Raw genomic sequence first — 26,346 nt, forward strand, 5'->3', positions numbered from 1 at the left:
ACTGTAGGTCCCGCCCGAAGTGCGTCACAAAGGCCCGGAAACGCTAAGTCACCTAGGGAAATATTTCGTCACGAAACGCCGGACAGCCTTGAAGAAGCCACCCTCCTGTGTTTCGGGTTCCGGTTCTGCGGGGGCTTCCTGGGGCTCGGGGGCCGGGGCGGCGGCCGGCGCCTGGGCCGCGGTTTCGCGGGCCTTTGCGACGGCGGCGTCGTACCGTTCCAGCGCGATCTCGGCCAGCACGGGGGACGGCAGCAGGGGTTCGGTCACAAGGTCGGCCCCGGCCTTGGCGAGCTGGTCGTGGAAGAAGCCCGGCGCCAGGAGGTAGGAGGCAATCACCACGCGCCCGCCGACGTCGACAGCCCCCGCGGACTCACCCGCCCCGGCACCGCCTTCCAGTTCCTCGCGAAGCATCGCGACGGCGTCGGGCACGGACGGCTTGGCCGAGGCACCATAGGCCGCCACCATCCGGTTGGACCGCAGCTCCCGGAGCTGGCCAAGCAGGTCTTCGACACTGACCGCGGCGTTGGGGTTGGAGGAGCCCGCGGCGGCGAGCACGATAACGTCGTTGTCCGTGACGCCGGCCTCCCGCAGCCGCTGGTCCAGCAGCGCGGCCAGGCGCGGATCCGGCCCCAGCGGCGCGGCAGCAGCACTGCCCGGCCGGCTCTTCACGGCCCGCGCGATGTCCACCTTGACGTGGTAGCCGACGCTGAGCAGCAGCGGAACCACGACGGCGGGCTCCCCCTCGGGCAGGCCGGCCACCACATCCACCAGGTCCGGCTGCTGGACGTCCACATAGGCTTCCCGGACATCGAGGCCCGGGCGGAGGGCGGCGATGGCGGCGCGCAGGGCGTTGACCTCCGCGGCTCCCTGTGTGTTGGACGTCCCATGGGCGCAGGCGATCATGATGGGGCTGTTCATAGGGGCTAGCGTAACGTTGGAGCCGCCCTGTCCGCCCTCTTTAAACCGCCGGGACGCTCCATGACATTCCCTTTTGACATCGCCCTGGTATGGCTGGACCTGGCCGGCATCTTCTTCTTCGCCGTGTCCGGATCGCTGCTGGCGGCCCGGAAGCAGTTCGACATCGTGGGCTCGCTCCTGCTGGCCTCGCTGGTGTCCCTCGGCGGGGGCGTGATCAGGGACATCATCCTCGCCGTCATCCCGGCCGCGTTCACCAACCCCGCATATCTGGTCCCGCCGGTGCTGGCCACGGTCCTGGTGTACTTCCTGTTCCCCGCGTTCCAGCGCTTCACGTCGCTGCTGGTGCTGTTCGACGCCGGCGGGCTGGCCCTCTTCTGCATCACCGGCACACTGAAGGCGCTGTCCTTTGGCGTGAACCCTCCGGCAGCGGTCCTGCTGGGGGTCACAACGGCGGTGGGCGGCGGGCTGCTCCGGGACATCACGGCCAACGAGGTGCCACAGCTGTTCAACCCCGCGGACCTGTACGCGGTGCCCGCGTTTTGCGGGGCCGCGCTGACCGGAGTGCTCTGGGTGACCGGAACCTTCAATGCGCTCACCGCATGCGCCGTGGCCGCCGTCGTATTTGCCTTCCGGGTGGCAAGCTGGCGGCGGTCCTGGCGCATCCCCTTGGCCGTCCACGGCTGGCACCGGGCCGAGGCCGACAGCGGCGAATCGCGGGGCCGCGATTAGCTAGGATTGAACCATGACTGACATGTTCCTCGAGAAATTCCGTGCGCTGGTTCCAAAGTATCTCGAGGACGAATGGCAGGCAGAGGACGGGCTGACTCCGGAGGAGCTGGACAAGGCCCTGGCCGACCACCAATTCCAGATTCCCCTGGTGCTCCGCGAGTTCTACCTGGCCGTTGGCGGCTGCGAGGACCTGATGGAGGCGTACCACTACTTCTGGGATCCGGACGAACTGGAAGTCGACGACGAAGGCTTCCTGATGTTCCTCGAGGACGAGGAAGAGGAATACACCTGGGGGTTCCGCATGGGAGACCTCAGCGTCCCGGACCCCATCGTGTACCGCCGCAACAACGCCCGCGGCCAGTGGAAGTCCGAGGAAGGCACCTTCTCGGAGTTCGTGTTCGACATGTTCGAGTGGGCCTTCGAGGACGACGAAGACTAGGTTCCGGCCAAAGCGGGGCACCTTGACACGGACGCGCCCGGCGGAAATGCGTGACTTATAGAGCCGGCACCCTGGCAGATCCCTGAGTTTCCGGGACCGGGCAGCCGTGGCAGGGCCAAAAGTTACGCATTTTCGTCGCCGCCATCGGCAGGACGCGCCGGAAAGACACCTCTGCGCCTCAACTCGAGGACAGACAGGACCTCTGCGACCATCGCCTCCGGCGCATGGACCACGTCCTCGTAGTAATAGCGGAGCACCAGATAACCGCCCAGGATGCTCCGGTTGTTCCGCCGCTGGTCCTTCTTGACCGAACGTGGTTCAAAGTGGGTTGAGCCGTCGGTCTCCACAACAAGGCACTCCTCGATAAGGAAGTCCACCTCCCCCACCCCTGGAATATTCACGTGCCTCCGCACTCTGAGCCCAGCTCTGGCAAAGTGCGTATTGGCAAGCACTTCAAGCACTGAGTCCGCCCTGGGAATCACCAGGTCCAGAAGCTTCCTGGCCTTGCCATTGCGCTTGCCACTACAGCTGGCATAGAGGAACTCGAGAGAGATGTCGCCGCGTCCGGCAGCAGACTGGATCATTATCAGAGCCTCCAGCTCGGGTAGGCAACGCATGCTATGCAGCAGGACGTCTGCCAGGCCCACCACAGGAAGCCAGCCGTGCCTCGGATGTCTGGGCCGCCCATGCTCCACCACTCCCGGGGTGCGCCCCGGATGACTGCGGCAGATGTGCAAGGCCGGGTCACTCTTCAAGGTCCACAACCCGTATACGGGTGCAGCAGACACACACGTCAGAAGCCCTCCCCGATTCATGGCCTGCTGCAGGGGATTTGCTGCCGGAATGGCGTAAACGCCGCGGCTGGACTTCACGATCCGGCCACTGGCCACGGCACCCCTGACGGCTGCCCGTCCAAATCCGGCCTTTTCCAGATGCGATGTCCGGGCCACGCCACCGCGGCGCTGAAGATAGTCGCTGATGTCCACCACGACAGCGTCACCCGAGGCGGCCCGATCCGCGAGGCAGGGCAGGAGCTATGTGGACGAAGACTGAGCGTCACTCAAGGAAAGTGGTCCCGGACGCGTATCTTTTGGCCAGTGGCAGGGGCAGGACCCTCGCGCTTCCGGGGATCACCAGATCGGCCTCCGCTAGCGTCATAAACGCCTGTGACAAAAGAGGTAACAACCTACTTGCGCAATGTGACAAAGCTGTCATAGACTATTCACGGATCCGCTAAACGCCTCCGGCGGGTCTGATGCGAACGGAGAGATAGCCTCGGTTTAAAGCAACGTATGACTCGTATCGTTGCGGAGAACCGGGGCTATCCCGTTTAACCCATCGATTGCTCCATACCTGCCGTTATGTGGCGCCAAAACGCCATCTGCACAGCAATCGATGACACGGAAAAGCCCGGCACCGTCTGCGGCAACCGGGCTTCCACGCAGGCACGGGCTAGCTGGCGCGGTCCACCACAGCAAGCGCGAAGTTGGACAGCGAGTCCTTGACCACGCCTTCGGGCAGCGGCGCGAGGGCGGCGATGGCTTCATCGGCCCACCGGCGGGCAACAACCCAGGACTCCGCAGTCACGGGGTGCTCGCGCAGCCCGGCGACGGCCTCCGCAAGCGCCTCATCCGAGGACAGGTCCCCGTCAATGAGCCGGAGAAGCCCGACGGCGGACTGGTCACCGTCCGCGGCAGCCTTGCGCAGGAGCAGCACCGGCAGGGTGGGAACACCTTCGCGCAGGTCGGTGCCCGGGGACTTGCCGGACTTGACCTTGATCCCGGTGACATCGATGACGTCGTCCGCGAGCTGGAAGGCCACACCCACCTTCTCGCCATATTCCACCAGGACGGGCTCGAACGCGGGATCGGCGTTGGCGAAGATGGCGCCGAGCTGGCCGGACGCCGCCACCAGCGAACCGGTCTTGTCAGCAATCACGGAAAGGTAGTGCTCGATCGGATCTTCATCCGGACGCGGCCCCACGGTCTCGTGCAGCTGGCCCAGGCACAGCCGCTCGAATGTGCGGGCCTGGATGCCGAGGGCCCGCGAACCGAGTTCGGACACCAGGATTGAGGCCCGGGCGAAGATCAGGTCGCCGGTGAGCACCGCCACCGAGTTGCCCCAGACCTCATGGGCCGTGGGCGCGCCGCGGCGGAACGGGGCAGAGTCCATGACGTCGTCGTGGTACAGGGTGGCCAGGTGCGTCAGTTCCACCACGACGGCGGCCTGCACCACGGCGGGAAGGGAAGCGTCGCCGAGGTGAGCGCACAGCAGTGTCAGCAGGGGCCTGATGCGCTTGCCGCCGGCTTCCACCAGGTGCCGCGACGTGGCATCAGCCAGGGGATCAGAGTTGGCGATCGCTTCACGGAGTTTTTTCTCCACGCGTGCCAGGTTGTTGGTGATGGCCGGGCCCAGCTCGGCGTCTCCGGCAATGGCGGCGAAGCCCGCAGGCAGCTGCAAACCCGTAGCGATGGCGGTGGTGTTGAGGCTGGGTTCGGAGTCCGGCAGGCCGTGCCCGGCGTGCGTCCAGCTGTGGTCTGCGGCGTTGGTCACGGGTTAACCCTAACTTTTTGTAGCGGATACCGCTGATTGGAGTCTGCCGGGGCGGGCTTCGTATTGGATGTGGCCGGAACCAGAGACTCCAGGACGCGGATCACCCGGTCCTCAAAGCCCCTCGCGGATGGGTCCGTGAGGTTGGCCAGGAGCCTGACCACAAAGCGCATCAGAACCGGGATGGGCATGCCGGTGCGCAGCGCGAGCTTCATGACGGCCGGCTTGCCGATCAGCGCGGCGAAGGCCCGGCCCAAGGTGAAGTGGGAGCCCCACTGGTCCCGCACGTAGTCCGCGTACCGCGCAAGGTGCGCGTCGGCGTCGTACGTTCCTCCCGCTGCCAGCGAGCGGGAGGAGGCGTCGACCAGGAACTCGGCGGCGAAGCGGGCGGATTCCATGGCGTAGGAGATGCCCTCGCCGTTGAACGGGGACACCATGCCGCCGGCGTCGCCCAGCAGGAGCAGCCCCGGCGAGTAGTGCGGGGTGCGGTTGAAGCCCATGGGCAGCGCTGCGCCGCGGATCTCGCCCACCTGGTTTTCCGGCGTGAAGCCCCATTCGGCGGGCATGCCGGCGGTCCATTCGCGCAGGACCTGCTTGTAGTCGAGCTTGCCGAATTCCTTCGAGGAGTTCAGGATGCCCAGGCCCACGTTGGAAGTGCCGTCGCCCACGCCGAACACCCAGCCGTAGCCGGGCAGCAGTTTGCCGTCGCGGCCGGGCAGCTCCAGCCAGCCTTCCATCCAGTCGTCGTCCGTGCGCGGCGAGGTGAAGTAGGTGCGCACGGCGACGCCGAGCGGGCGGTCGTCCCGCTTCTGGATGCCGAGCGAGACGGCGGTGCGGGTGGAGTTGCCGTCGGCGGCGAGGACGACGTCGGCACTGAAGTCGCGCGTCTCCCCCGCCTTGCGTCCGGACTCGTCCAGGAGCGCTGCGCGGACGCCGGTGACCCGGCCGCCGCCGTTGCGCAGTGCTTCGGTGACGCTGTGCCGCTCAAGGATGGTGGCACCGGCGGCCTGGGCATGGCGGGCCAGTTCCTCGTCGAATCCCAGCCGGGTGCGGATCAGGCCGTACTGCGGGAAGTCGGACACCTCGGGCCAGGGCAGTTCGATGGTGCGCCCGCCGGCGATCAGGCGCAGGCCTTTGTTCCGGCGCCAGCCTTCTCCCTCGGGGTGGGGCAGGCCCAGCTTCTGGATTTCACGGACGGCGCGGGGGGTGAGGCCGTCGCCGCAGACCTTCTCGCGCGGGAAGCTCGTTTTCTCCAGAACGGTGACGTCGATGCCCGCCTTGGCAAGGTAGTACGCGGCGGTGGAGCCGGCCGGCCCCGCGCCGACAATCAGTACCTTCACAGGTCAGCGGACGATGTTGCGGCGCAGCTTGGCCACCGGGCCCTTGTGCGCGGCGATGGCGGCAGCCGCATTGTCCGGGGCCGGCCCCGCAGGCTTGAACGCGCGGTGGACGGCCACGATCCCGCCGGAAAGGTTGCGGTAGGTGACCTGTTCCCACCCGGATTCCTGCAGCCAGGCGGCCAGGTGGTCCTGGTCCGGCCAGGCGCGGATGGACTCAGCGAGGTAGACGTACGCGTCCGGGTTGGAGGCTACCTTCGTGGCGATGGCCGGCAGGGCGCGCATCAGGTATTCGGTATACATGGTGCGCCAGAGCGGGATCACCGGCTGGGAGAACTCCGCGATGACCAGCTTGCCGCCCGGTTTGGTGACGCGGAGCATCTCCTGCAGCGCCTTCTTCGGCTCGTTGACGTTGCGGAGGCCGAAGGAGATCGTGGCGGCGTCGAACGAGTTGTCGGCGAAAGGCAGGTTGGTGGCATCACCGGCAACAAAATTGATGTCCGGCCGGCGGCGCTTTCCAACCTTGAGCATTCCCAGGGAGAAGTCGCAGGCCACAACGTCTATTCCAGCATCGGCATACGGCTCGCTGGAGGTGCCGGTACCGGCTGCCAGGTCAAGGACGCGCTGGCCTTTGCTGACGTCCATGGCTTCCACCACAACCTTGCGCCAGCGCCGGGTCTGCCCCAGGGACAGGACATCGTTGACGACGTCGTATTTCGGTGCGACGTCGTCAAACATCGTGGCTACTTCGTCCGGACGCTTATCCAAGGATGCTCGGTTCACCATGCCATTGTCTCAAATGTTCGGGAAGGTCCGGACCAAGGCGGCATGGAGTCAAAGCTTCGCGAGGAATGCCCTGGTATCCGCTGCCACCTGCTCCGGGCATTCCCAGAGGACCACGTGGCCGGTTCCGGCGTACGTTTTCAGGACGGAGCCGGGTATGCGGGCTGCCAGGAGTTCCTGCTGGCTGCGGGGCAGAAACCCGTCCTGCTCTCCCCACAGGATCAGCGTGGGCGCGTGGATGGTTCCGGTTTCGGTGGGCGGTACCGCCAGGCAGAGCCCCGCAAGCACGGACTTCCACACGTGCGCGGGCATCTTAAGCCCATCTGCCACCCGGTCATCGAGGTACCAGCCGGGCACGGCCTGGCCCAGGGGAAACCACAGCAGCGACTGACGCACCCAGTCCTCGTCGAGCGGGTCGGCCAGGGCGTCCACTTCGTCGGCGAACGCGGGCCGGCCTTGAAGGGTCAGCGGCGAACCCACCAGGAGCAGGGCATCAACACGTTCAGGCTGCATCACGGCCAGCTGCTGGGCCACGTAGCCCCCGCTTGAGGAGCCCAGGACGGCGGCCGATTCAAGAGCCAGTGCATCGAGGATGGCCGCCACGTCCCGGGCCTGGTCCTCCAGTGAGTAGCCGTCGGCAGGCTTGTCCGCGTCTCCGTGGCCGCGCAGGTCAGGCGCGAGGATCCGGAATCCCTCCAGAAGCGGGGCCAGCCGGTCAAAGCTCCGGCGCGATTCCCCCCAGGCATGGAGCAGCAGCAGGGGCCGCGCCGACGCGTCCCCCTGGATCAGGCACGGCACGTGGATCCCGGTGCTGAGGAACAGCTGGCGGACTTCGGAGTCCATGACTGAAGGGTACGCCCGCCCCCGCCGCCGCGGGTACCTCCAGCAGGCCTCCCGGGCCACCGCACGCTCGGGAGTAGTGTTGTCTCATCATGACGAGCACGTTCCGCACCTTGACAGTCCCCCTGGATGGAAAAGAATTCCCCGGGGGGCTTCCTGCGTTTCTGGTCCGGGACGATGTCCTCTGCTGGACCCGCCGCGAGGCCGGACTGGCAGGATTCGGCGAGATCGCGCGCTTCACGGCAACGGGCCCTGAGCGGTTCCTTGAGGCAGACATCTGGTGGCGCCACCTGGTCCTCGAGGCCGAAGTCATTGATACCGTGGAGCTTCCCGGCACCGGACCGGTGGCTTTCGGATCCTTTGCCTTTTCCAAGACCTCGGCGCACGAATCGCGGCTGATCGTGCCCGAAATCGTGGTGGGCGTGCGCGACGGGCAGGTGTGGCTCACCCAGCTGACGTTCGACGACGGTCTCCTCACGGAGGACGGTGCCCTCGCCGCACTGGACCGCTGGCTTGCCGGCGGTCCCGCAGCAGCTGCGGCCGCACCCGTTGCAGCAGGCACGACGGCGGCAGCGGACCCGGCCGGGGACGGCACCATGGGTGGTGCCCGCGCCAAGGCGGGCGGCGCCGTCGTACGTCCCCTCCCGCTCGCCGCGGCGGCAACCCTGCACACCGGCTCCCTGAGCGAGGAATCCTGGATGGCCGCGGTCGAAGCGGGCGTGGCCGAAATCCGGACGGGCGCACTGGAGAAGCTGGTGCTTGCGCGCGACGTGGTGGCCACTATTCCGTCGGGCGTACATGCGTCGGCGGTGCTGAGGGAGCTCGCCGCGCGGTACCGCGAGTGCTGGACATACGGGGTGGACGGGCTGGTGGGGGCGACTCCGGAGATGCTGATCCAGGTTGAGGGCCGCACTGCCCAGGCCCGCGTGCTGGCCGGAACACTGGACCGACGGGATGCGCACGGCGAGGACGGCCTTCCGATGGATTACGCCACCAGGGTGTTGGCAGGATCCGAAAAGCAGCGGCATGAACACGAGATCGCCATCCAATCGCTGACCTCGCAGCTGGCACCGTTCTCGGAAGCCATGAACGCGCACGACGAACCGTTCATCCTGGAACTGCCCAACGTGTGGCACCTGGCGTCCGATGTAAAGGCCGAGCTCGCCGAGATCGAAGGCCATGTGCCTACCTGCCTTGCCCTGATCAACGCCCTGCACCCCACCGCCGCCGTCTGCGGGACCCCCACGGAGGTGGCCGGTGCGCTCATCCGCAAGCTGGAGCACCTGGACCGCGGACCGTACGCCGGGCCGGTGGGCTGGCTTGACGCCGCCGGAAACGGCGAATGGGGCATTGCCCTGCGCGGCGCCGTCATCGAGTCCCCCACTTCGGTGCGGTTGTATGCCGGCTGCGGCATAGTCGACGGCTCGCAGCCGGAGGCCGAGCTTGCCGAAACGTGGGCCAAATTCCGGCCGATGCTGGAATCGCTCGGCATCAGCAGCTGACCCCTCAGTCCCAGGAAGTCCGGGATCGGAGACAAGCTCTTCTCCGACGCGCTTGATTTTCACTGTGCTTTAGTTATCCAATAGTGAAACTAAGTTTCCTGTGATGCACATCTCATAATCGGCGCTACACTATGTACCGATTTAGCACCACATACTCCCCGCAACAAAAGGTAAGAAAACATGCAGCTCAAGTCCCTGGCCACGGCCAAAATGACCGCCAAGGCAGCAGCACTCTTCGCCGTCGGCGCCCTCACCCTCACGGCCTGCGGTGGCGGAAGCTCCACCCCGGCTGCCTCCGCAGGCGGCATCCAGCTCATCAACGCCGGCAAGCTCACGGTCTGCTCGGACATCCCCTACGAGCCGTTCGAGTTCGAGAAGGACGGCCAGACCGTCGGCTTCGACATCGACATCGCCAAGGAGGTCGCCAAGGACCTCGGTGCAGAACTGAGCATCGTGGACAGCTCCTTCGAGGCCATCGAGACCGGTACCGCACTGACCCAGTGCGACCTGGGGATCTCCTCGATCTCCATCACGGACACCCGCAAGTCCGTGATGGACTTCTCCACCCCGTACCTGGATGACGACCTGGCCCTGGTTGCCAGCGATGACTCCGGCATCAAGGGCCTGGACGACGCCAAGGGCAAGAAGGTGGGCGTCCAGCAGGCCACCACCGGCGCCGACTACGCCCAGGAAAAGGGCATCGACGCCCAGCAGTTCGAGGACACCGGCCTCCTGGTGCAGGCCCTCGAGGCCGGCACCATCGACGCCGCCCTGGGCAACCAGTCCGTCCTGGGCTACGCGATCAAGGACCAGCCCAAGTTCAAGAGCGTTGAGGACTTTGCCACCGGCGAGCAGCTGGGCATCTCCATCAAGAAGGGCAACACCGCCATGGCGGAGAAGGTCAACGGCACGCTCAAGCGCCTGACCGACGACGGCTCCCTGGCAAAGTTCAAGACCACCTGGTTCGGCGAAACCGCCAAGTAACCACGGCACTGTAGTCGCCGCGAAGGCCCCGCCCCGGGTCCTGCACGGCACTGAGGACTACGCCGCCTTGAGAACTCCGCAGTTGGGGCCCCGGACGAGCTGTACCCAGTCCGTCCGGGGCCTCTGCCACGCACTACGAATGTGAGCACCCCATGGCAATGACCGCACGTCAACGAGCCAGAGTAAGCCTGTACGTCCAAGCCGGAATCTTTGTTGTGGCCATCGCCGCGCTGATCCTGGCCACCGACTGGAAGACCATCGGCAACAGCGTCTTCAACTTCGCCAAGATCGGGCCGATGTTCCCGGGCATCTTTGTCACCGGCCTGGTCAACACCCTGATCTATACCGTCCTCGGCTTCATCGTGGGCCTCTCCGGCGGTCTGCTGCTGGCCCTGATGAAGCTCTCCAGTTTCCCCCTCTACCGCTGGATCGCCACCGGCTACATCGAGTTCTTCCGCGGCATCCCCGCGCTGCTGGTCTTCATTGCCTTCGGCTACGGCGTGCCGCTGGCGTTCGGCGTCTCGTGGAACATCACCGTGATCGTGATGGTTTCACTCGGCATGGTGGCCTCGGCGTACATCGCCGAAACCCTCCGCGCCGGCCTGCAGGCGGTGCCGAAGGGCCAGCTGGAAGCCGCCCGGTCGCTGGGCATGCCCCAGTGGCGGGCCATGGTGACCATCGTCATCCCGCAGGCCTTCAAGATTGTCCTGCCGCCGCTGACCAACGAGGTCATCCTGCTCACCAAGGACTCGTCCCTGATCTATGTCCTGGGCCTCACCGCCTCCCAGTACGAACTCACCAAGTTTGGCCGCGACGGCATCTCAAGCCTCGGTGCCGGCCTGACGCCGCTCCTCGTGGCCGGCGCCTTCTACCTGGTGATCACCATCCCCCTGAGCTTCCTGGCCCGGAAGTTCGAAAGCCGCACCGCGCGGAACAATCGATAGGCAGGGAAGACCATGAACGACGTCGTAATTCACTCCCGCAATCACACGGGTCCCGTCCACGCGGCCGGCGTGTCCATCAAGGACCTGCGCAAGTCCTACGGCAGCAACGAAGTCCTCAAGGGCATCAGCCTGGACGTGGCGCCGGGTGAAGTGGTGTGCCTGATCGGCCCGTCCGGCTCCGGCAAGTCCACCCTGCTGCGCTGCGTGAACCTGCTGGAGCAGCCCAATGAGGGCGCCATCCACGTGGGCGGATTCGAAGCCACCGACCCCGACGTGGACATCGACAAAATGCGCCGCAAGGTAGGCATGGTGTTCCAGCAGTTCAACCTGTTCCCGCACCTGGACGCCAAGCGCAACTGCTCCATCGCCCAAACGAAGGTCCTCAAGCGCTCCCAGGCCGAGGCGGACAAGGTGTCCATGCACAACCTTGAGCGCGTGGGCCTGGGACACCTCGCGGACCGTTTCCCGGACCAGCTCTCCGGTGGCCAGCAGCAGCGTGTGGCCATTGCCCGGGCGCTCAGCATGGACCCGGAGCTGATGCTCTTCGACGAGCCCACCTCCGCGCTGGATCCCGAGACCGTGGGCGATGTCCTCTCCGTCATGCGGAACCTCGCCAAGGAGGGCATGACCATGCTGGTGGTGACCCACGAGATGGGCTTCGCCCGCGAGGTGGCGGACCGCGTGGTGTTCATGGACGGCGGCGTTGTGGTGGAGGAAGGCGCGGCCGAGCAGGTCATTGCCGCCCCCACCCAGCCCCGCACCAAGGAGTTCCTGCGCCGCGTCCTCGATCCGACGCACATCGGCCTCGAGGAGTAGCGCGTTTCGCGCCCGAAAAGGACAGCCGCTATCCGGCCCCGGATGGCGGCTGTCCTTTTCGGGCGCGAACACCCGGAATGGTGGCGCGAAGCGGTAGCTTGGGCACCCCCTCCGCGATAAGGAAGGCCGCAAAAGTCTCCGCATCCCGCAGCTCAGCCCAGGTCCACCGGACAACCCTCCGTCCAGTTGCACGGACCCGGTCCTCCCTCCTTTTTTCGGCAATCACCACCTCGGAGACAGTGCGGCCCCGCAGAAACTCCGGTTTCTGGTACTTGATGAGACCATCAAACTCGCCTGCTATTCTTTCCACGCCCCATTCGAAGTCGAGGTAGGCCACAAAGCCTTTCCTGTCCGCCACCCTGCACTGAAGCAAGGGGATGGGAAACCCTCCAAGGAACATGTAGGCGCGACTCAAGGATTCACCCGGTGATCCGGAATTCGGGTCGGCGAAGTCCAGTGCCGTACTGATGCGCCTGGCCGCGGCGGCACTGTATCTTTCGGTTGCCATCGCCTTCAAAGACTCCCTGTCCAGGGGTGGCAGCCCCGTAACGGCGTCCGGTTTGAGGACGTGGTCGAAGGCAATGACGGCCTGCTCAAACGGCCGCAGAGCGCCTAGGTCCAGGACAGTACGCTCCCTTGAGGTCACCAGGAGCCCTGTACGCTCGCAAATCTCCGAACCACTCACGCTGATGCGGTGGCGGCTGATTCCTGCCTTTGACCGGCCACCGGCCGCATCGTCGGTGCAGGCATGGACCACCTTCTGGGCCCCCAGGAGCGGAATGCGCCAAAGGGCTGCCGCCGATTCCAGGCAAAACACGTTCCGCGTCCTCAATGTGGTGGCTGTGGCCAGGATCAGCAGCGGATACCGGTCCCATGGCTTGAGGGCTTTCCAGACGGGCTCGGCAACGTATACGCCCTGCCTGATCCGGCGCAACTCCCCCGCTGCGCACTTCCGTGCAAGTTCCCGGGAGTCTTTGCCAAGGCGGGCATAATCGCTGCTGAGTATGAGTGCGTTGGTGTCCATCCAGCCATAATTGCGGGGCGTGTACGCCGCCGTAATGCCCGATCACGTGTATGTGGATTAAGGTGGCGCGCCCGATTCGGATGTCCGCTACCCGGTTCCCGGGGGCCGATGTCCGAACGGGTAGCGCAGACCCGATCCGGCCGCCGTCACCGGGCCAGCACTCCCCCGACGGCCGCGGCTACGGCTTCCGTGATCCGCGCGTGCAGGGCGCGCAGGCCGTGCCGGTCCGTGCGGACCTCCACGATGGTGCGGCCTTCGACCGGCCGGGCAAGCGCCTCGGCGAGTCCCGCCGTCGTACCCACCACTGAATGCCCGACGCCGTACGCTGCGGCGAGTGCCGAGAGGTCCACTGTGTGCGGGGTACCGAAGAGGCGCTCGACGGCGTCCCCGTAGGTTCCGGCCTCGCGCACCGCACCATGTTCCAGCAGGTCGAAGATGGCACCGCCGGAGTCGTTCAGGACCACGATCCGGAGCTGCGGCTGTTCCTCCCCGGAACCGAGGAACAGCCCGCCGGCGTCGTGCAGGAAAGTGACATCCCCCAGCAGGACGGTGGTTTCCTGCCGGCCCCCGAGCGCTATGCCGGTAGCCGTGGAGATGGTGCCGTCAATGCCTGACAGCCCGCGGTTGGCATAGACCGTGGCGGCTGGTTCCGGGGCGGGCACCCCGGCCAGGTCCACGTCCCGGATTCCATTGGAAGATCCCAGCAGCAGTTGGCCTCCGCTGTGCTTCCACACCAGCGACCCCACTGACGGGCCGGTGGCGGCGGTGTCGGCGGAAAGTATTCCATCGAGGGCATGTTGGGCTGCGGAGCCGGCCAGAAGCCAGGTATCCAGCCATTCCGGCGTCCCGCGGCCCGCGAATTCCGCCAGGTCTGCAAGGTTTTCCAGCGGCAGTTCGGTGCGGCGGCCGGGCTCGAACCAGGCTACGGGAACCGGCTGGTACAGGGCGGACGGAACCTCTGCACGGGCCAGCAGGGCTGCCACCGGGCGGGACAGGGTGGGGCGGCCGAACAACACCACGCGTTCGACCGGCATCACGGACCCTGGCCCGAAGTGCTCCAGCAGAAGCCGGTACGGCCCCACGGCGTTCGGGCCGAAGCGTGCGTTGGATGACGGCTCCGCCAGCAGCGGCAGGCCGTGGGCGCGGGCGAACGCTTCGGCGACGGGCCCGGCGTCGTGCCCTGCCAGGACCACCGTCCGCCGCTCCGGCAGCCCTGCTGAAGCCGGCGGCAGGTTCATGATGAGGGGCTCGGTGCCGACCCGGTAGCGCTGCCGCCCGGCCGCCGGCGGGAGCGCCTCCCCCGGGGAGGGGACCAGTGGATCGCGGAACGCGAGATTGAGCTGGACGGGGCCCGGCGGGAGTTCCGGGAAGGCGCCGGTGGCGGCTGACAGGCCTGTCCGGATAGCGCGCGCGGGGTCCGATCCCGCGGGCACATCGGCGGCGAAGCGCACCTGGTCGCCGAAGAGGTCCGGCTGGATGGTGGTCTGGTTGGCGCCCGTGCCGCGGAGCTCGTCGGGACGGTCGGCGGACAGCACAACCAGGGGAACCGCAGCGTGGTTGGCCTCCATGACGGCGGGCAGCAGGTTTCCGACGGCGGTCCCGGACGTTGTCAGCACGGCCGCCGGAGAGCCGGTAGACAGCGCCAGGCCCAGCGCAGTGAACCCGGCGGAGCGCTCGTCGATCCGCACCAGCAGTTCCACGCGGCCTTCAGCTGACGCTTCGGCCAGCGCGTACGCCATGGGGGCCGAGCGGGAACCGGGTGAAACCACCACGTGCTGCACGCCGCCGTCGATCAAAACCCCGACGGCGATCCTCGCCGCCGCGATGGCGCTGAGCGAAGGGGCGGCGTCCGGTGAGCCTGTCGGGGAAGTGCCGGGAGCGGAATCGTTGTGCGAAGTCACCAAACCAGTCTGCCACCCGGCCGGTGCGTTCCGGGTCCGGCGCTCCCCCGGTTCTGTACTAAGCGCATAGACTCTGACCAGAAGGAGAATCACATGGCAAAGCGCCCCACTGTTTACGACGTCGCGGAGCGGGCAGGCGTGTCGATAGCCACCGTCTCGTTCACCTTTAGGCAGCCGGAAAAGGTCAAGGCCTCGACCCGCGAACTGGTGCTGGCGGCGGCGCAGGAACTGGGCTATGTCCCCAGCGCGAGCGCCCGCGGCCTGGCGCGCGGCAGGACCGGCGCCCTGGGCCTGTTCGCCTACGATTACCTGCTGGACCCTTCAGCACGTCCCGGTGGGCAGGGCGAACTCCCGCAGGATCCGGCGTCGGAGGGCGACCGCGAGGACGGGGACCTCCGCCTGTTCCCCTTGTATGTGGATGAGGTCCAGCGCGGTGTTGAACTGGAGTGCTGGCGCCGGGGGCAGGCGCTGCTGGTGGGCGGCGGCAATCCGGCCAACAACGAGGCCGTGCTCTCCGACATTGCGGGCCGGGTTGACGGACTTGCTGTCTTTCCGCGGTCGGTACCCGTCGATGCACTGACCCGGATAGCCCGCCGCATTCCCGTGGTGGAGGTTTCGGAGAGCCTGCGCAACCGCGGCGTGGACCATGTGACCGTGGACAACGCCGCCGGCATGCGGGCCATGACGGAGCACCTGGTCGACGTGCACGGGCTGACCGAACTGATGTTCATTGGCGCCATGCCGTCCTCCGACAACGACGAACGGCTCGAAGCCTTCCAAGCGGCACTGGCAGAGGCCGGCGTGGGGATGCGCCACGATCCCTGCTACCCGGCCGGCAGCGAAACCGCCGTCGCGGAAACCGTCCGGACCCTCTGCAGGCTCGGTACCCTGCCGCAGGCCTTCGTGTGCGCCACCGACCAGGATGCGCTGGTGGTAATGGACATGCTGGCGGAGGCCGGAGTTGACGTGCCCCGGCACGTGGCCGTCACTGGCTTCGACGGCATCGCCGCCGGGCGCGTCATCCGGCCGCCGCTGACCACAGTGCGCCAGCCCATGGAGCGGATGGGGCGGACCATGGTGGACCTGCTGCTGGACAGGCTTGACCACCCCGAAAAGCCCCCGGTGGAGCTTCGCCTGCCGGTCCGCATGGTCCTTCGCGAAAGCTGCGGCTGCCGCCCGGGCTGAGCACGCCTGCCCGCGCCGGGGCGCAACTTCGTGGGAGCCCGGCCATTTTGAGAAAGTTGGCGGCAGCTGTTGCCAAACTCACATTCAATGCGCTTAGATTGGTTTACACCGTAAATCAAAGCGCTTAGATAATTTTCGGCGGGATGACTCCCCTGCTCCTGCCTCCTCCGCTCAGTTCGGCCTGCCGGCTCGCGGAACCCCCGAAAGGAACAATGATGATCCATGCCAATGCCAAGAAGGCAGCAGCCGTCGGCATCGCCGCAGCGTTGCTTCTGACTGCTTGCGGACGGGACTCCGCCGGTCCGGCAGCAACCTCTCCGGCCAAAGCCGTCGCATCTGGTCCAGCGACCGGCACCCTCACAGTGTGGGCACAGGGCGCTGAAGGCGAGGCCCTGCCGGCGCTGCTGAAGGACTTCGAATCCGAGAACCCCGGCGTCAAAGTCAATGTCACGGCCATCCCCTGGGATGCCGCGCTGAGCAAGTACCAGACCGCCATCGCCGGCGGCACCACACCTGACGTGGCCCAGATGGGAACCACCTGGATGGGTGACTTCAGCACCGCCTTCGACCCGACCCCGGCCGAAATCGACACCAGCTCCTTCTTCCCGGGCTCCTTGAAGTCCACCGAGGTCGAAGGAACCAAGTACGGCGTGCCCTGGTATGTGGACACCCGCGTGGTCTACTACCGGAGCGACCTGGCGGAAAAGGCCGGCATCACCAAGGCACCCGCGACCTGGGAGGACTTCAGGGCCCTGGCTGAGGCGCTCCAGACCAAGGCCGGCGCCAAATTCGGCGTCCAGCTGCCTACCGGCGGCGCCGACTCGTACCAGGCCACCCTGCCGTTCCAGTGGTCCAACGGCGCCAAGCTTATGAACGACGACGGCACCAAGTGGACGCTCGACACCCCGGAGTCAGCCGAGGCCCTCAAGTACTACGCGGGGTTCTTCAAGGACGGCATCGCCTCCAAGGCGGTCTCCACCGGGACCACGGCCGAGGCCTCGTTCGTGGACGGTTCCGCGCCGATGATGATCAGCGGCCCGTGGCACGTCGGTCTGCTGAACAAGACCGGCGGCGAGGGATTCGCCGACAAGTACAAGGTGGCTCCGATGCCGAAGGCAAAGACCGCCACATCCTTCGTGGGCGGCTCCAACATGGTGGTCTTCAAGAAGTCCGAAAACCGCGATTCGGCCTGGAAGCTCCTCCAGTGGCTGTCCAAGCCGGAGGTGCAGCTCAAGTGGTACAAGGCAACCGGTGACCTGCCGTCCCAGCAGACTGCCTGGAAAGACCCGACCCTGGCCGACGACAGCAAGCTCTCCGTTTTCGGTGAGCAGCTGAAGACCACCGACAACCCGCCCGCAGTCCAGACCTGGACCCAGGTTTCGGCAGCCGCAGACTCCGAGATTGAACAGATCGTCAAGGCAGGAAAAGACCCCGCCGACGCCCTGAAATCCCTGCAGCAGACCGCAGACTCGATCGGCACCGGGAAGTAACAGTGGCTGCAACCACCACCACGACGTCTGCCGGCACCTCACGGGGTGCCGGCAGGGGTCCGGCCAGGCCTGGCGGTTCGCGCCGGCGTCGCAACGCCGTGACGGCATGGCTGTTCGCTTTGCCTTTCGTCCTCATTTTCGGCGTGTTCATGCTGGGTCCGCTGGTGTCATCGTTTGTGATGTCCTTCACGGATTTCACCAGCCGCGACATCGAAAACCCGCTGTCCGTGGGATTCGTGGGGCTTGACCAGTACACCGCACTGTTCCGGAACCCCCAGTTCCTGCACTCGGTCCTGAACACGGCTTACTTCGTGCTGGCCGGCATTCCCCTCACCACCGTCCTGGCCCTCGCCCTCGCAGTTGCCCTGAACAGCGGCATCACGCGCTTCCGCACCGCCTTCCGCGTGGGCTTCTACACCCCGGTGGTCACCAGCATCGTGGCCGTGGCCGTGGTGTGGCGGTTCATCCTCCAGCCTGACGGCCTGCTGAACGTGATCCTCGGATGGGTGGGCATCGCCGGTCCGGACTGGCTCAACAGCACCACCTGGTCCATGCCCGCCCTGATCATGCTTGCTGTCTGGCGCAACCTGGGCACACTGATGATCATTTTCCTGGCCGGGCTCCAGTCCGTTCCGGGCGACATCCTCGAGGCGGCCCAGGTTGACGGAGCCAACGCCTGGCAGCGGTTCATGAAGATCACGCTGCCCATGCTGCGCCCCACCCTCCTCCTGGGCACAGTCCTTCTCTCGGTCGGATTCCTGCAGTTTTTCGAGGAGCCGTTCGTGATGACCAAGGGCGGGCCCCTGGACTCCACCCTCTCGGTCAGCTACTTCACCTTCAACCAGTTCGGGTTCGGTAAGTACGGGCTCGCCTCGGCCGCGAGCTATGTGCTCTTTATAGCCATTGCCCTGTTGAGCCTCATCCAATTCCGAGCCCTGCGATCCAAGGACTGAGCTCCATGACAATCCCGGAAACCGCACCCACCCCCACGGAAAAAATGCTGACAGAACGCAAAAAAGCCGAACGGACGACGGCGGGAGGCCCCCGGGTGCCGGCCGCCCCGCCCGGCCCGGCCCGCCGCCGTCGTACCGGCCGGCCGCCGGCACACCGGGCACTGACGTACGCAGTCCTCCTGGTCGCCGTCACTGCCACACTGCTGCCCTTCGCGTGGATGTTCCTTGGCGCCTTCAAGACCCAGGGAGAGCTGCTCCGCCGTCCCATCACCTGGTGGCCGGAACAGCCCACGCTGGAGAACTTCGTGGTCTGGTTCACCGAGCTGCAGATCGGCACTTTCTTCCTGAACAGCGTTGTGGTGGCCGTGTTCACCGTGCTCGGCAACTTGCTGTTTTGCTCCATGGTTGGCTACGCCTTGGCCAAGATGGACTTCCCGGGCAAGCGCTTCCTGTTCCTGCTGGTAATGGTCATGCTGATGGTCCCGGGCGTGGTGACGTTCGTCCCGCTGTTCGTCCTGATCAGCAAACTGGGGATGGTCAGCACCTATCCGGCCCTGATCCTGCCGTTCCTCGCGGCACCGATGGGTGTGTTCCTGATGCGGCAGTTCATCGCCGGGATCCCGGATTCCCTTATCGAGGCCGCACGGATCGACGGCGCCGGCGAACTGCGCACCTTCCTGCGGATCGTGATGCCGCTGTGCGGGCCGCCGCTGGCCACGCTCGGCATCCTGACCTTCCTCGGTTCGTGGAACAACTTCCTTTGGCCGCTGGTGGTGGCGCAGAGCGAGGAAATGTACACCCTGCCGGTGGCACTTTCCCTCTACTCCACGGGCCAGAACGCCACCGACTACGGGCTGCTCCTCGCCGGCTCGGTGCTGGTGATCACGCCCATCATCCTGCTTTTCGTCGCCCTCCAGCGGTACTTCATCCAGGGCGTTGCGGCCACCGGCATCAAATAGCCGCCCCTGCCCCCCACCTCCCCAGAAAGTCCCCATGACTGAAACCCAGAATCACCCGCGCCCCGGGACGCCCGTCGCCGACGGAAAAACGTTCCGGGACCTCAACGGCAACGGGATCATGGATCCCTTCGAAAATCCCGACCTCAGCCCGCAGGAGCGCGCCGCAGACCTGGTGGGCCGCCTCAGCCTCGAGGAAAAGGCCGGGCTGATGTTCCACACCGTCATCGAGACCGGTCCGGAAGGCACCCTGCTCGAGACCCCGGGCAATATCAGCAAATCGCCCACCAGCACGGTGATCCTGGGCAAGTTCATGAACCACTTCAATGTCCATGCGCTCGGCAGCGCCCGCGAGGCCGCCCGCTGGAGCAACGCCCTGCAGGAGCTGGCCGCGCAAACCCCGCACGGGATTCCCGTGACGATCTCCACAGACCCGCGCCACGCGTTCATCGAAAACTCCGGCGTTTCGTTCACCGCCGCCCATTTCTCGCAGTGGCCCGAGCCGATCGGCCTCGCGGCCGTGGGCAGCACAGACCTCATCCGCCGCTTCGCCGAGATCGCGCGCAAGGAATACACCGCCGTCGGGATCCGCGCGGCGCTGCACCCAACCGTTGACCTTGCCACCGAACCCCGGTGGTGCCGGCAGGCCGGGACGTTCGGCCAGGACTCCGCGATCAGCGCAGCCTACGTGGTGGAGTACCTCCAGGGGTTCCAGGGCGAGGAGCTGGGACCGGACAGCGTCGCGTGCACCACCAAGCACTTCCCCGGCGGCGGTCCACAGGCCGACGGCGAGGACGCGCACTTCCCCTATGGCCGCGAGCAGGTCTACCCCGGCGGCCGCTTCGACGAGCACCTGGCTCCGTTCCGGGCGGCAATTGCCGAAAAGACCAGCGCCATCATGCCCTACTACGGAATGCCTGTCGGGGTTGAACTCGACGGCGAGCCGGTTGAGGAAGTCGGTTTCGGTTACAACAAGCAGATCATCACCAACCTCCTGCGGGAAAAACTCGGCTATGACGGCGTGGTCCTCAGCGACTGGGAACTGGTCAATGACAACATCGTGGGCGACCAGGTGCTCCCGGCGCGGGCCTGGGGCGTTGAGGAGCTCACCGCGCCCGAACGTATGCTGAAGATCCTCAACGCCGGCGTGGACCAGTTCGGCGGCGAGGAGTGCACCGACCTGCTCATCGGGCTGGTCCGCGACGGCCTGGTCAGCGAGGAGCGCCTCGACGAGTCCGCGCGCCGGCTGCTGCTGGTCAAGTTCCAGCTGGGCCTGTTCGACAACCCGTTCGTGGATGAGGACGCAGCAGACGCCATTGTGGGGAACGCCGAGTTCCGGCGTGAGGGCCACCGGGCGCAGTCCCGGTCCGTCACCGTGCTGACCAACGGGACGTCCGACGCCGGGCCGGCCCTGCCGCTGTCCGGCTCACCGGCGGTGTACGTGGAAGGAATGGATCCCGCAAGCCTCGACGGCTTCGGGACCGCGGTGCAGGATCCCGCCGAGGCGGACGTTGCCCTGATCCGGCTGCACTCGCCCTGGGACCACCGCGACGACCTGTTCCTGGAGCAGCATTTCCACGCCGGAAGCCTGGATTTCCCGCCGGGCCTCATCTCCCGGCTCCGCACCCTGGCCGAAAAGGTTCCGCTGGTCATCGACGTGCGGCTGGACCGGCCTGCCATCCTCACACCCCTGGCCGGCTTTGCCACAGCATTGGTGGGCACCTTCGGGGTCTCGGACGGGGCTCTCCTGGACGCCCTGTTCGGACGCATCGGGCCCAGAGGCCGCCTGCCGTTCGAAATCCCCCGGTCCATGGACGCCGTGCGTGCTTCCCGTCCGGACGTACCGGGCGACACCGCAGATCCACTCTTCCCGTTCGGGCATGGCCTGGCCCTGCCCGAACCGGCCGCCGCAACAACCATGGAAACGCCAGGAGACACACTATGAGCCGCAACCTTGGACCAAACCCAAGCATCTCCACCGCCACGCGTCGCCAGCTTCTTGCGGGAGCGGCCGCGTTCGCTGTGACGGGCCTCGCTGCGGCATCCGCGACTCCGGGCCATGCCGCCCGGTCCGCCTCACCCGCTGCATCCGGGCTGGGAGCGCCGCTGTCCCGGGCGCGGAACAAAGAGGGCATCGACCGGAAAACCATCAACCGCTGGGCACACGACACGTGGCAGTCCCTGGTTGCCATGACGGATCCTGAAACAGGCCTGCCGGCAGACTACATTGGCGAGTCCACCACCGCTCCGAAGCGCAGCCGCTTCACGTCGCCCACCAATATCGGCGGCTACATGTGGAGCACGGTGGTGGCCCGCGAGCTGAACATCATCAGCGCGAGCGAGTGCCGGGAACGGCTGACGCGCACCCTCACCACGCTGGCCGGACTCAAGCACCATGAGCCCAGCGGCATGCTCTACAACTGGTACGACGAGGCCACCGGCGAGGTCATCACCATCTGGCCGGAGAACGGGAACCCCGTGGCGCCATTCATGTCCAGCGTCGACAATGGCTGGTTCGCTGCCGCCCTCATGGTGGTCCGCAACGCCGAGCCGAAGGTGGCCGGCTTGGCGAACACCATCCTTGGCAGGATGGACTTCGGGATCTTCGACAACAAGGACGCCCGGGCGGGTGTGGCGGCTGGCCTGCTGCGGGGCGGGTTCTACGACGTCAAACCGACGGTGGAAACTATCCAGGGCAACTACCTCGGCAAGGGCCCCGACGTCTTCTACACCATGAACCACTACGACATCACCAACTCCGAGCCGCGCATCGCCACGTACATCGGGATAGCCTTGGGCCAGATTCCGCCATCCCACTACTTCGCCACCATGCGCGTCTTCCCCGACACCTGCGACTGGTCCTGGCAGGAACAGAAGCCCGTCGGCGAACACCGGACCTACATGGGCATCGACGTCTTCGAAGGCGCCTACACGTACCGCGGAATGCGGATCGTCCCGAGCTGGGGAGGCGACATGTTTGAGGCTCTGATGCCCGACCTGTTCGTCCCCGAAGCCACCTGGGCACCGAAGGCCTGGGGCATCAACCACCCCCTGACCGTACGGGCGCAGCGCGAATTCGGCTTGGACGAGGCCCAGTACGGATACTGGGGCTTCTCCCCGGCCAGCCACCCCAACGGGGGGTACTCCGAATGGGGCGTGGACATCCTGGGCATGAGCAGCGACGGCTACCCGTCCGACGTCGAACGCACCAGCGTTGACGTGGGCTTTGAGGGCTGCCGGCCGGCCACCAACCCGACGCCGGCCTGGGGCGACGGCGTGGTCACTCCGCACGCGGCGTTCCTCGCCATGGAGTACGAGCCCCAAGAGGCATACGACAACCTCGTGAAGATCGAGAACGACCTCGGCGCCTACGGCCAGGGCGGATTCTTCGATGCCGTGGCCGTGAAGTCCGGAACCATCGCCCGGCGGTACCTCTCGCTGGACCAGGCCATGGTGTTGGGTGCGATCGGCAACGTATTCGGTAACGACGTGATCCGCCGCAACTTCGTCCAGGGCGAGGTGGAGGCGGTCATCAAGCCGCTCATCGCCGACGAGGAGTTCGGCGCGGGCCTGATCGGCTAAAAGCGCTCTCTCACTGAATGTCGCTTAAACCCAAGCGCTCTCTCACTTAATGTCGCTTAAACCCAAGCGCTCTCTCACCTTTCGGCCCGGACGGGGCGAAAGGTGAGAGAGCGCCTCACATCGGGCGGGGATCAGGCGTCGGTGCGGAACACCTGGACCACGGACGGGCGGGGTGCGCGCACCTGGCCGGGAGCCGGCGTCGTGCCTTCCGCCACGTAGTCAGGGAAGAAGGAAACCTGCGTCTCGAACGTGCCGTCCTCGCCCGGGTGCTGCACGGCGACGAACACGCTGCGCTCCTCATCGTGGATGACGGGGCCACAGGTCTCGGCGTCGCGCGGAACAGCCAGGAACTGCTCTACCTTGCCGCGCTCCGCGCCTTCCAGAGTGACCTTGAAGAGCCCGTCCGCGCGGCCGATGCCGGAGGGGGCGCCGTCAGTGGAGATCCAGAGGTTGCCCACGGAGTCGAACGCGAGGTTATCCGGGCAGGAGATGGGCGAGACCTGGTCCACCGGGAAGCCGGAGAAGTAGGTGACGTCGCCCTGCTTGGGATCGCCGCAGACCATGAGCAGGTTCCAGGTGAAGGTGGTGGAGGTCTGGTCGCCGGTCTCGGTGATTTCCACGATGTGGCCGTCGCGGTTCTGGTTGCGCGGGTTGACCTCGGTGGCGCCTTCGTTCGTTCCGGTGCCGCGGTTGGAGTTGTTGGTGCACGCCACGTAAACCTTGCCGGTGTGGAGGCTGGGCTGCACGTCTTCGCAGCGGTCCATCTTGGTGGGGCCAACCTTGTCGGCCGCGAGGCGGGTGTAGACCAGGACCTCTTCGACGGTCATGCCCGCAACAGCGGACTTGCCGTCCACCACCAGCGGCAGCCACTGGCCGATGCCGTCGAACGCACCGTCGGCGGGGACTGCCCCGGGGCCGGTGATTTCAGCGGCCGGTGAGTTGCCGGTGAACTTGGCGACGTACAGGTTGCCGGCGGAGAGCAGCGTCATGTTGTGCTTGCGGTCGCCCTCAATGTACTTGTCCTTGGAAACGAACTTGTACAGGTAGTCGAAGCGCTCGTCGTCGCCGGAGTAGGCCACCACGTGGCCGGACTCGGCGATGATGACGTTGGCGCCCTCGTGCTTGAAGCGGCCCAGGGCGGAGTGCTTCTTCGGGGTGGAGGTGGGGTCGAACGGGTCGACTTCCACGATCCAGCCGAAGCGGTTGGCCTCGTTCTCGTAGCCGGGCTTGCGGGTGTCCCAGCGGTCCTCGTCCAGTTCCCACTTGCGGGCGGTTGGCTTGCTGGTGATGCCGTAGCGCTTGTCTCCGGCGGAAGTGCCGTTGCCGACGAAGTAGCCCTGGAAGTTTTCCTCACCGGAGAGGATGGTGCCCCAAGGGGTGGTTCCGCCGGAGCAGTTGCCCAGGGTGCCCTTGATGAAGCGGCCGTCCTTGTCCTCAACGGTCTTGACCAGTGCCGATCCGGCAACGGGGCCGGTCAGTTCGTAGACCGTGCTGTTCAGGTAGCGGCGGTTCAGTGCCGCGCCCTTGACGTAGGTCCACGGCTGGTTCTTGTTGTGGCGCTCCAGCTCCACCACGGTCAGCCCGTGCGCGGCTGCTCCCACTTTGCGCTGCTGCTCGGCCGGCATGGCGGGAGGGAACATGATGGCGTCGTTGGTGTACTCGTGGTTGGAGAACAGAACGGCGCGGCGGCCCTTGCTGCCCGGAATCTCAAGGATGTCCGTGTAGTCGTTGTTGTACCCGAACTGCTTTTCCTGGGCTGCAACCGTCTGGTTGTTCAGGTCCAGCTCCGGCGCGTCGTTGAAGATGGGGTCTCCCCAGCGGATGACCGGCTTCCAGGTGAAGCCTTCCGGCACGGTGACAGCGTCCACCATCGCATCAATCGAGGGAATGGCGGTGAACTGCAGCTTGGACGCGCCGAAGCCTTCCTTCGCGGCCTTGGAGAGGCCGGCGGCCTGTGCGGAGTCCGGCGAGGTGACGGCGCTGCCGAGGACGACGGCGAGGGCACCGGCGGCGCCAAAGCCCAGGGCGGCGCGGCGGGACATGGTGGCGGAGGCGATGTCGCGGAAGTAGCTGTTGGAGCTGGTGTTGCAGACGTCGCCTGCGCAGGCGTTGTCGCACTTCAGGGCGCAGGTGACGGCGCTGCGCTTGCCCTTGGTGTGGCCGAGCATCGGCAGCAGGGTGAACTTGCGGGCAGTTTCAGACATGGTTGCCTTCCAAAAAATCGATGCGGTGCCCTCACCCTGCCAGCCGGTTCCTACGGGGAGCCGTCAGCGAGGTGAACCGGAGGTAAACCCGCCGGTAACCCCTGATGACCTGCGCATATGCGAGAGGGTCGGCTCAAAAGGCACGTTAAGTGAGAGAGCGTCGGCCCAAAAGGCACGTTAAGTGAGAGAGCGTCGCCGTGGGCTAGTGGGCGGCCAGGAGCGCGTGGACGCGGCGGAGCCGGTCCAGCCACCAGTCCCGCCGTTCCGCGGAAGCCGCGTACCGCTCCAGCAGCCCGGCGTCGGCGGCGACGTCACGCAGGCGGATGGCGCCGTCGTCGGCCACTAACGGATCCCGGGTGATGTCCGATTCGAACAGGGACACCGTCCCCAGACCGCACGCATACGGCAGGTCCGGCAGCGCGGCCGCCAGGGCCAGTCCCGCACGGATTCCCACCGAGGTGTCCAAGGCGGAACTGACGACGGCGGGCAGCCCGGCCTGTGCCACGATGTCCAGGGCGCGCCGCACTCCCCCGAGCGGTGCCACCTTGACCACGATCAGGTCCGCCGCGCCGGCGCGGGCAACCCGCAGGGGGTCGGATTCCTTGCGGACGCTTTCGTCGGCCGCGATCAGCACCGGCGTTCCTGCCTCGCGCAGGGCGCGCCGCACCTGCGCCAGGCCCTCAACCGTGGGCACCGGCTGCTCGGCGTATTCAAGCCCGACGGCGGCCAACCGGGTGAGTGCCTCGACGGCGGCCGGAACGTCCCAGCCGCCATTGGCGTCGACGCGGACGGCGGCGTCCGGGAGGGCGGAGCGGACGGCGGCGAGGCGGGCGGCGTCGTCGTCCAGCGTTTGTCCCTGCTCGGCCACCTTGACCTTGACCGCGTCCACCCGGCCGAAGCGTGCCAGGACGTCCGGCACGCGGTCCGCGGGTACGGCGGGAACCGTGGCGTTGACGGGGATCACGGAACGCAGCGGTGCGGGGAAGCCATGCCAGCCGGCTTCGACGGCGGCGGCGAGCCAGCGGGAGGCCTCGGCGTCGCCGTACTCGGGGAACGGGCAGAACTCGCCCCAGCCGGCGGGGCCGTGCAGCAGCAGGGACTCGCGCTCCATGATGCCGCGGAACTTGACCCGCATGGGCAGGCTCACGACGTGCGCGCCGGCCAGGAGTTCCTCGAACGGGGGCACGGTGGGCAGCGGCGTGGGCATGG

Annotated in this window: 22 protein-coding genes and 1 pseudogene; 12 read left to right on the top strand and 11 right to left on the bottom strand. The window is 66.5% G+C overall.

Annotated features, from left to right (window positions below):
- Positions 1-48: 48 nt before the first annotated feature.
- Positions 49-918, bottom strand: coding sequence for a CbiX/SirB N-terminal domain-containing protein (locus SMD14_RS15215; protein WP_321214163.1), 870 nt, complete (start codon positions 916-918; stop codon positions 49-51).
- Positions 919-978: 60 nt separating this feature from the next.
- Between SMD14_RS15215 and SMD14_RS15220 the strand changes: the two genes are divergently transcribed.
- Complete coding sequence (locus tag SMD14_RS15220) at positions 979-1,647, top strand: TRIC cation channel family protein (RefSeq protein ID WP_321214164.1); 669 nt, start codon at positions 979-981, stop codon at positions 1,645-1,647.
- Positions 1,648-1,660: 13 nt separating this feature from the next.
- Complete coding sequence (locus SMD14_RS15225) at positions 1,661-2,086, top strand: SMI1/KNR4 family protein (protein ID WP_157241517.1); 426 nt, start codon at positions 1,661-1,663, stop codon at positions 2,084-2,086.
- A gap of 122 nt (positions 2,087-2,208) precedes the next feature.
- Here SMD14_RS15225 and SMD14_RS15230 read toward each other — a convergent pair whose 3' ends face one another.
- The 6 genes and pseudogenes from SMD14_RS15230 to SMD14_RS15255 all read right to left on the bottom strand — a co-directional run bounded on the left by SMD14_RS15230 (position 2,209) and on the right by SMD14_RS15255 (position 7,599).
- The gene (locus tag SMD14_RS15230) at positions 2,209-2,670 is read right to left on the bottom strand and encodes a DUF559 domain-containing protein (RefSeq protein WP_321216282.1); all 462 of its coding nucleotides are present in this window, start codon (positions 2,668-2,670) and stop codon (positions 2,209-2,211) included.
- Positions 2,671-2,985: 315 nt separating this feature from the next.
- Positions 2,986-3,075: pseudogene (locus SMD14_RS15235) on the bottom strand (hypothetical protein); the annotation flags it as partial.
- 463 nt (positions 3,076-3,538) lie between these two features.
- Complete coding sequence (locus SMD14_RS15240; RefSeq protein WP_321214165.1) at positions 3,539-4,639, bottom strand: polyprenyl synthetase family protein; 1,101 nt, start codon at positions 4,637-4,639, stop codon at positions 3,539-3,541.
- Positions 4,636-5,976, bottom strand: coding sequence for a geranylgeranyl reductase family protein (locus SMD14_RS15245; RefSeq protein WP_321214166.1), 1,341 nt, complete (start codon positions 5,974-5,976; stop codon positions 4,636-4,638). Before SMD14_RS15245 ends, SMD14_RS15240 begins: the two co-directional genes overlap by 4 nt.
- Positions 5,977-5,979: 3 nt before the next feature.
- Positions 5,980-6,756 carry a demethylmenaquinone methyltransferase gene (locus SMD14_RS15250; RefSeq protein WP_321216283.1) on the bottom strand — a complete coding sequence of 259 codons (777 nt, stop codon included), beginning with the start codon at positions 6,754-6,756 and terminating at the stop codon, positions 5,980-5,982.
- A 51-nt stretch (positions 6,757-6,807) separates the two neighbouring features.
- Positions 6,808-7,599, bottom strand: coding sequence for an alpha/beta fold hydrolase (locus SMD14_RS15255; RefSeq protein WP_321214167.1), 792 nt, complete (start codon positions 7,597-7,599; stop codon positions 6,808-6,810).
- An 89-nt stretch (positions 7,600-7,688) separates the two neighbouring features.
- On the opposite strand from SMD14_RS15255, the gene SMD14_RS15260 reads away from it, so the two are divergent.
- From SMD14_RS15260 to SMD14_RS15275, 4 genes are all read left to right on the top strand, one after another.
- Positions 7,689-9,098, top strand: coding sequence for an isochorismate synthase MenF (locus SMD14_RS15260; RefSeq protein WP_157241514.1), 1,410 nt, complete (start codon positions 7,689-7,691; stop codon positions 9,096-9,098).
- 180 nt (positions 9,099-9,278) lie between these two features.
- The gene (locus tag SMD14_RS15265) at positions 9,279-10,082 is read left to right on the top strand and encodes an ABC transporter substrate-binding protein (RefSeq protein WP_157241513.1); all 804 of its coding nucleotides are present in this window, start codon (positions 9,279-9,281) and stop codon (positions 10,080-10,082) included.
- 152 nt (positions 10,083-10,234) lie between these two features.
- Entirely contained in the window at positions 10,235-11,026 is a 792-nt protein-coding gene (locus SMD14_RS15270) for an amino acid ABC transporter permease (protein ID WP_157241512.1), read from the top strand.
- 12 nt (positions 11,027-11,038) lie between these two features.
- Positions 11,039-11,842 carry an amino acid ABC transporter ATP-binding protein gene (locus SMD14_RS15275; protein WP_157241511.1) on the top strand — a complete coding sequence of 268 codons (804 nt, stop codon included), beginning with the start codon at positions 11,039-11,041 and terminating at the stop codon, positions 11,840-11,842.
- 28 nt (positions 11,843-11,870) lie between these two features.
- Here SMD14_RS15275 and SMD14_RS15280 read toward each other — a convergent pair whose 3' ends face one another.
- Both SMD14_RS15280 and menD read right to left on the bottom strand, forming a co-directional pair.
- Entirely contained in the window at positions 11,871-12,866 is a 996-nt protein-coding gene (locus SMD14_RS15280; RefSeq protein WP_321214168.1) for a hypothetical protein, read from the bottom strand.
- A gap of 146 nt (positions 12,867-13,012) precedes the next feature.
- Positions 13,013-14,767 carry a 2-succinyl-5-enolpyruvyl-6-hydroxy-3-cyclohexene-1-carboxylic-acid synthase gene (gene menD / locus SMD14_RS15285; protein ID WP_321214169.1) on the bottom strand — a complete coding sequence of 585 codons (1,755 nt, stop codon included), beginning with the start codon at positions 14,765-14,767 and terminating at the stop codon, positions 13,013-13,015.
- A 93-nt stretch (positions 14,768-14,860) separates the two neighbouring features.
- Between menD and SMD14_RS15290 the strand changes: the two genes are divergently transcribed.
- The 6 genes from SMD14_RS15290 to SMD14_RS15315 all read left to right on the top strand — a co-directional run bounded on the left by SMD14_RS15290 (position 14,861) and on the right by SMD14_RS15315 (position 22,933).
- Entirely contained in the window at positions 14,861-15,952 is a 1,092-nt protein-coding gene (locus SMD14_RS15290; RefSeq protein ID WP_321214170.1) for a LacI family DNA-binding transcriptional regulator, read from the top strand.
- 215 nt (positions 15,953-16,167) lie between these two features.
- The gene (locus tag SMD14_RS15295) at positions 16,168-17,442 is read left to right on the top strand and encodes a sugar ABC transporter substrate-binding protein (RefSeq protein ID WP_321216284.1); all 1,275 of its coding nucleotides are present in this window, start codon (positions 16,168-16,170) and stop codon (positions 17,440-17,442) included.
- Positions 17,443-17,444: 2 nt separating this feature from the next.
- The gene (locus SMD14_RS15300) at positions 17,445-18,395 is read left to right on the top strand and encodes a sugar ABC transporter permease (protein ID WP_321214171.1); all 951 of its coding nucleotides are present in this window, start codon (positions 17,445-17,447) and stop codon (positions 18,393-18,395) included.
- A 44-nt stretch (positions 18,396-18,439) separates the two neighbouring features.
- Positions 18,440-19,354 carry a carbohydrate ABC transporter permease gene (locus tag SMD14_RS15305; RefSeq protein ID WP_157242995.1) on the top strand — a complete coding sequence of 305 codons (915 nt, stop codon included), beginning with the start codon at positions 18,440-18,442 and terminating at the stop codon, positions 19,352-19,354.
- 34 nt (positions 19,355-19,388) lie between these two features.
- Complete coding sequence (locus tag SMD14_RS15310) at positions 19,389-21,296, top strand: glycoside hydrolase family 3 N-terminal domain-containing protein (RefSeq protein WP_321214172.1); 1,908 nt, start codon at positions 19,389-19,391, stop codon at positions 21,294-21,296.
- On the top strand, positions 21,293-22,933 hold the full coding sequence (locus SMD14_RS15315) for a glucoamylase family protein (RefSeq protein WP_321214173.1): 1,641 nt from the start codon (positions 21,293-21,295) through the stop codon (positions 22,931-22,933). Before SMD14_RS15310 ends, SMD14_RS15315 begins: the two co-directional genes overlap by 4 nt.
- Before the next feature lie 131 nt (positions 22,934-23,064).
- Here SMD14_RS15315 and SMD14_RS15320 read toward each other — a convergent pair whose 3' ends face one another.
- Together SMD14_RS15320 and SMD14_RS15325 are read right to left on the bottom strand one after the other, a co-directional pair.
- Positions 23,065-25,137, bottom strand: coding sequence for a PhoX family phosphatase (locus SMD14_RS15320; RefSeq protein WP_321214174.1), 2,073 nt, complete (start codon positions 25,135-25,137; stop codon positions 23,065-23,067).
- Positions 25,138-25,339: 202 nt separating this feature from the next.
- A complete protein-coding gene (locus SMD14_RS15325) occupies positions 25,340-26,344 on the bottom strand; it encodes an o-succinylbenzoate synthase (protein ID WP_321214175.1) in 1,005 nt (334 codons plus the stop codon).
- Positions 26,345-26,346: the final 2 nt, after the last annotated feature.

Source organism: Pseudarthrobacter oxydans (genome assembly GCF_034258515.1).
Lineage (GTDB): Bacteria > Actinomycetota > Actinomycetes > Actinomycetales > Micrococcaceae > Arthrobacter.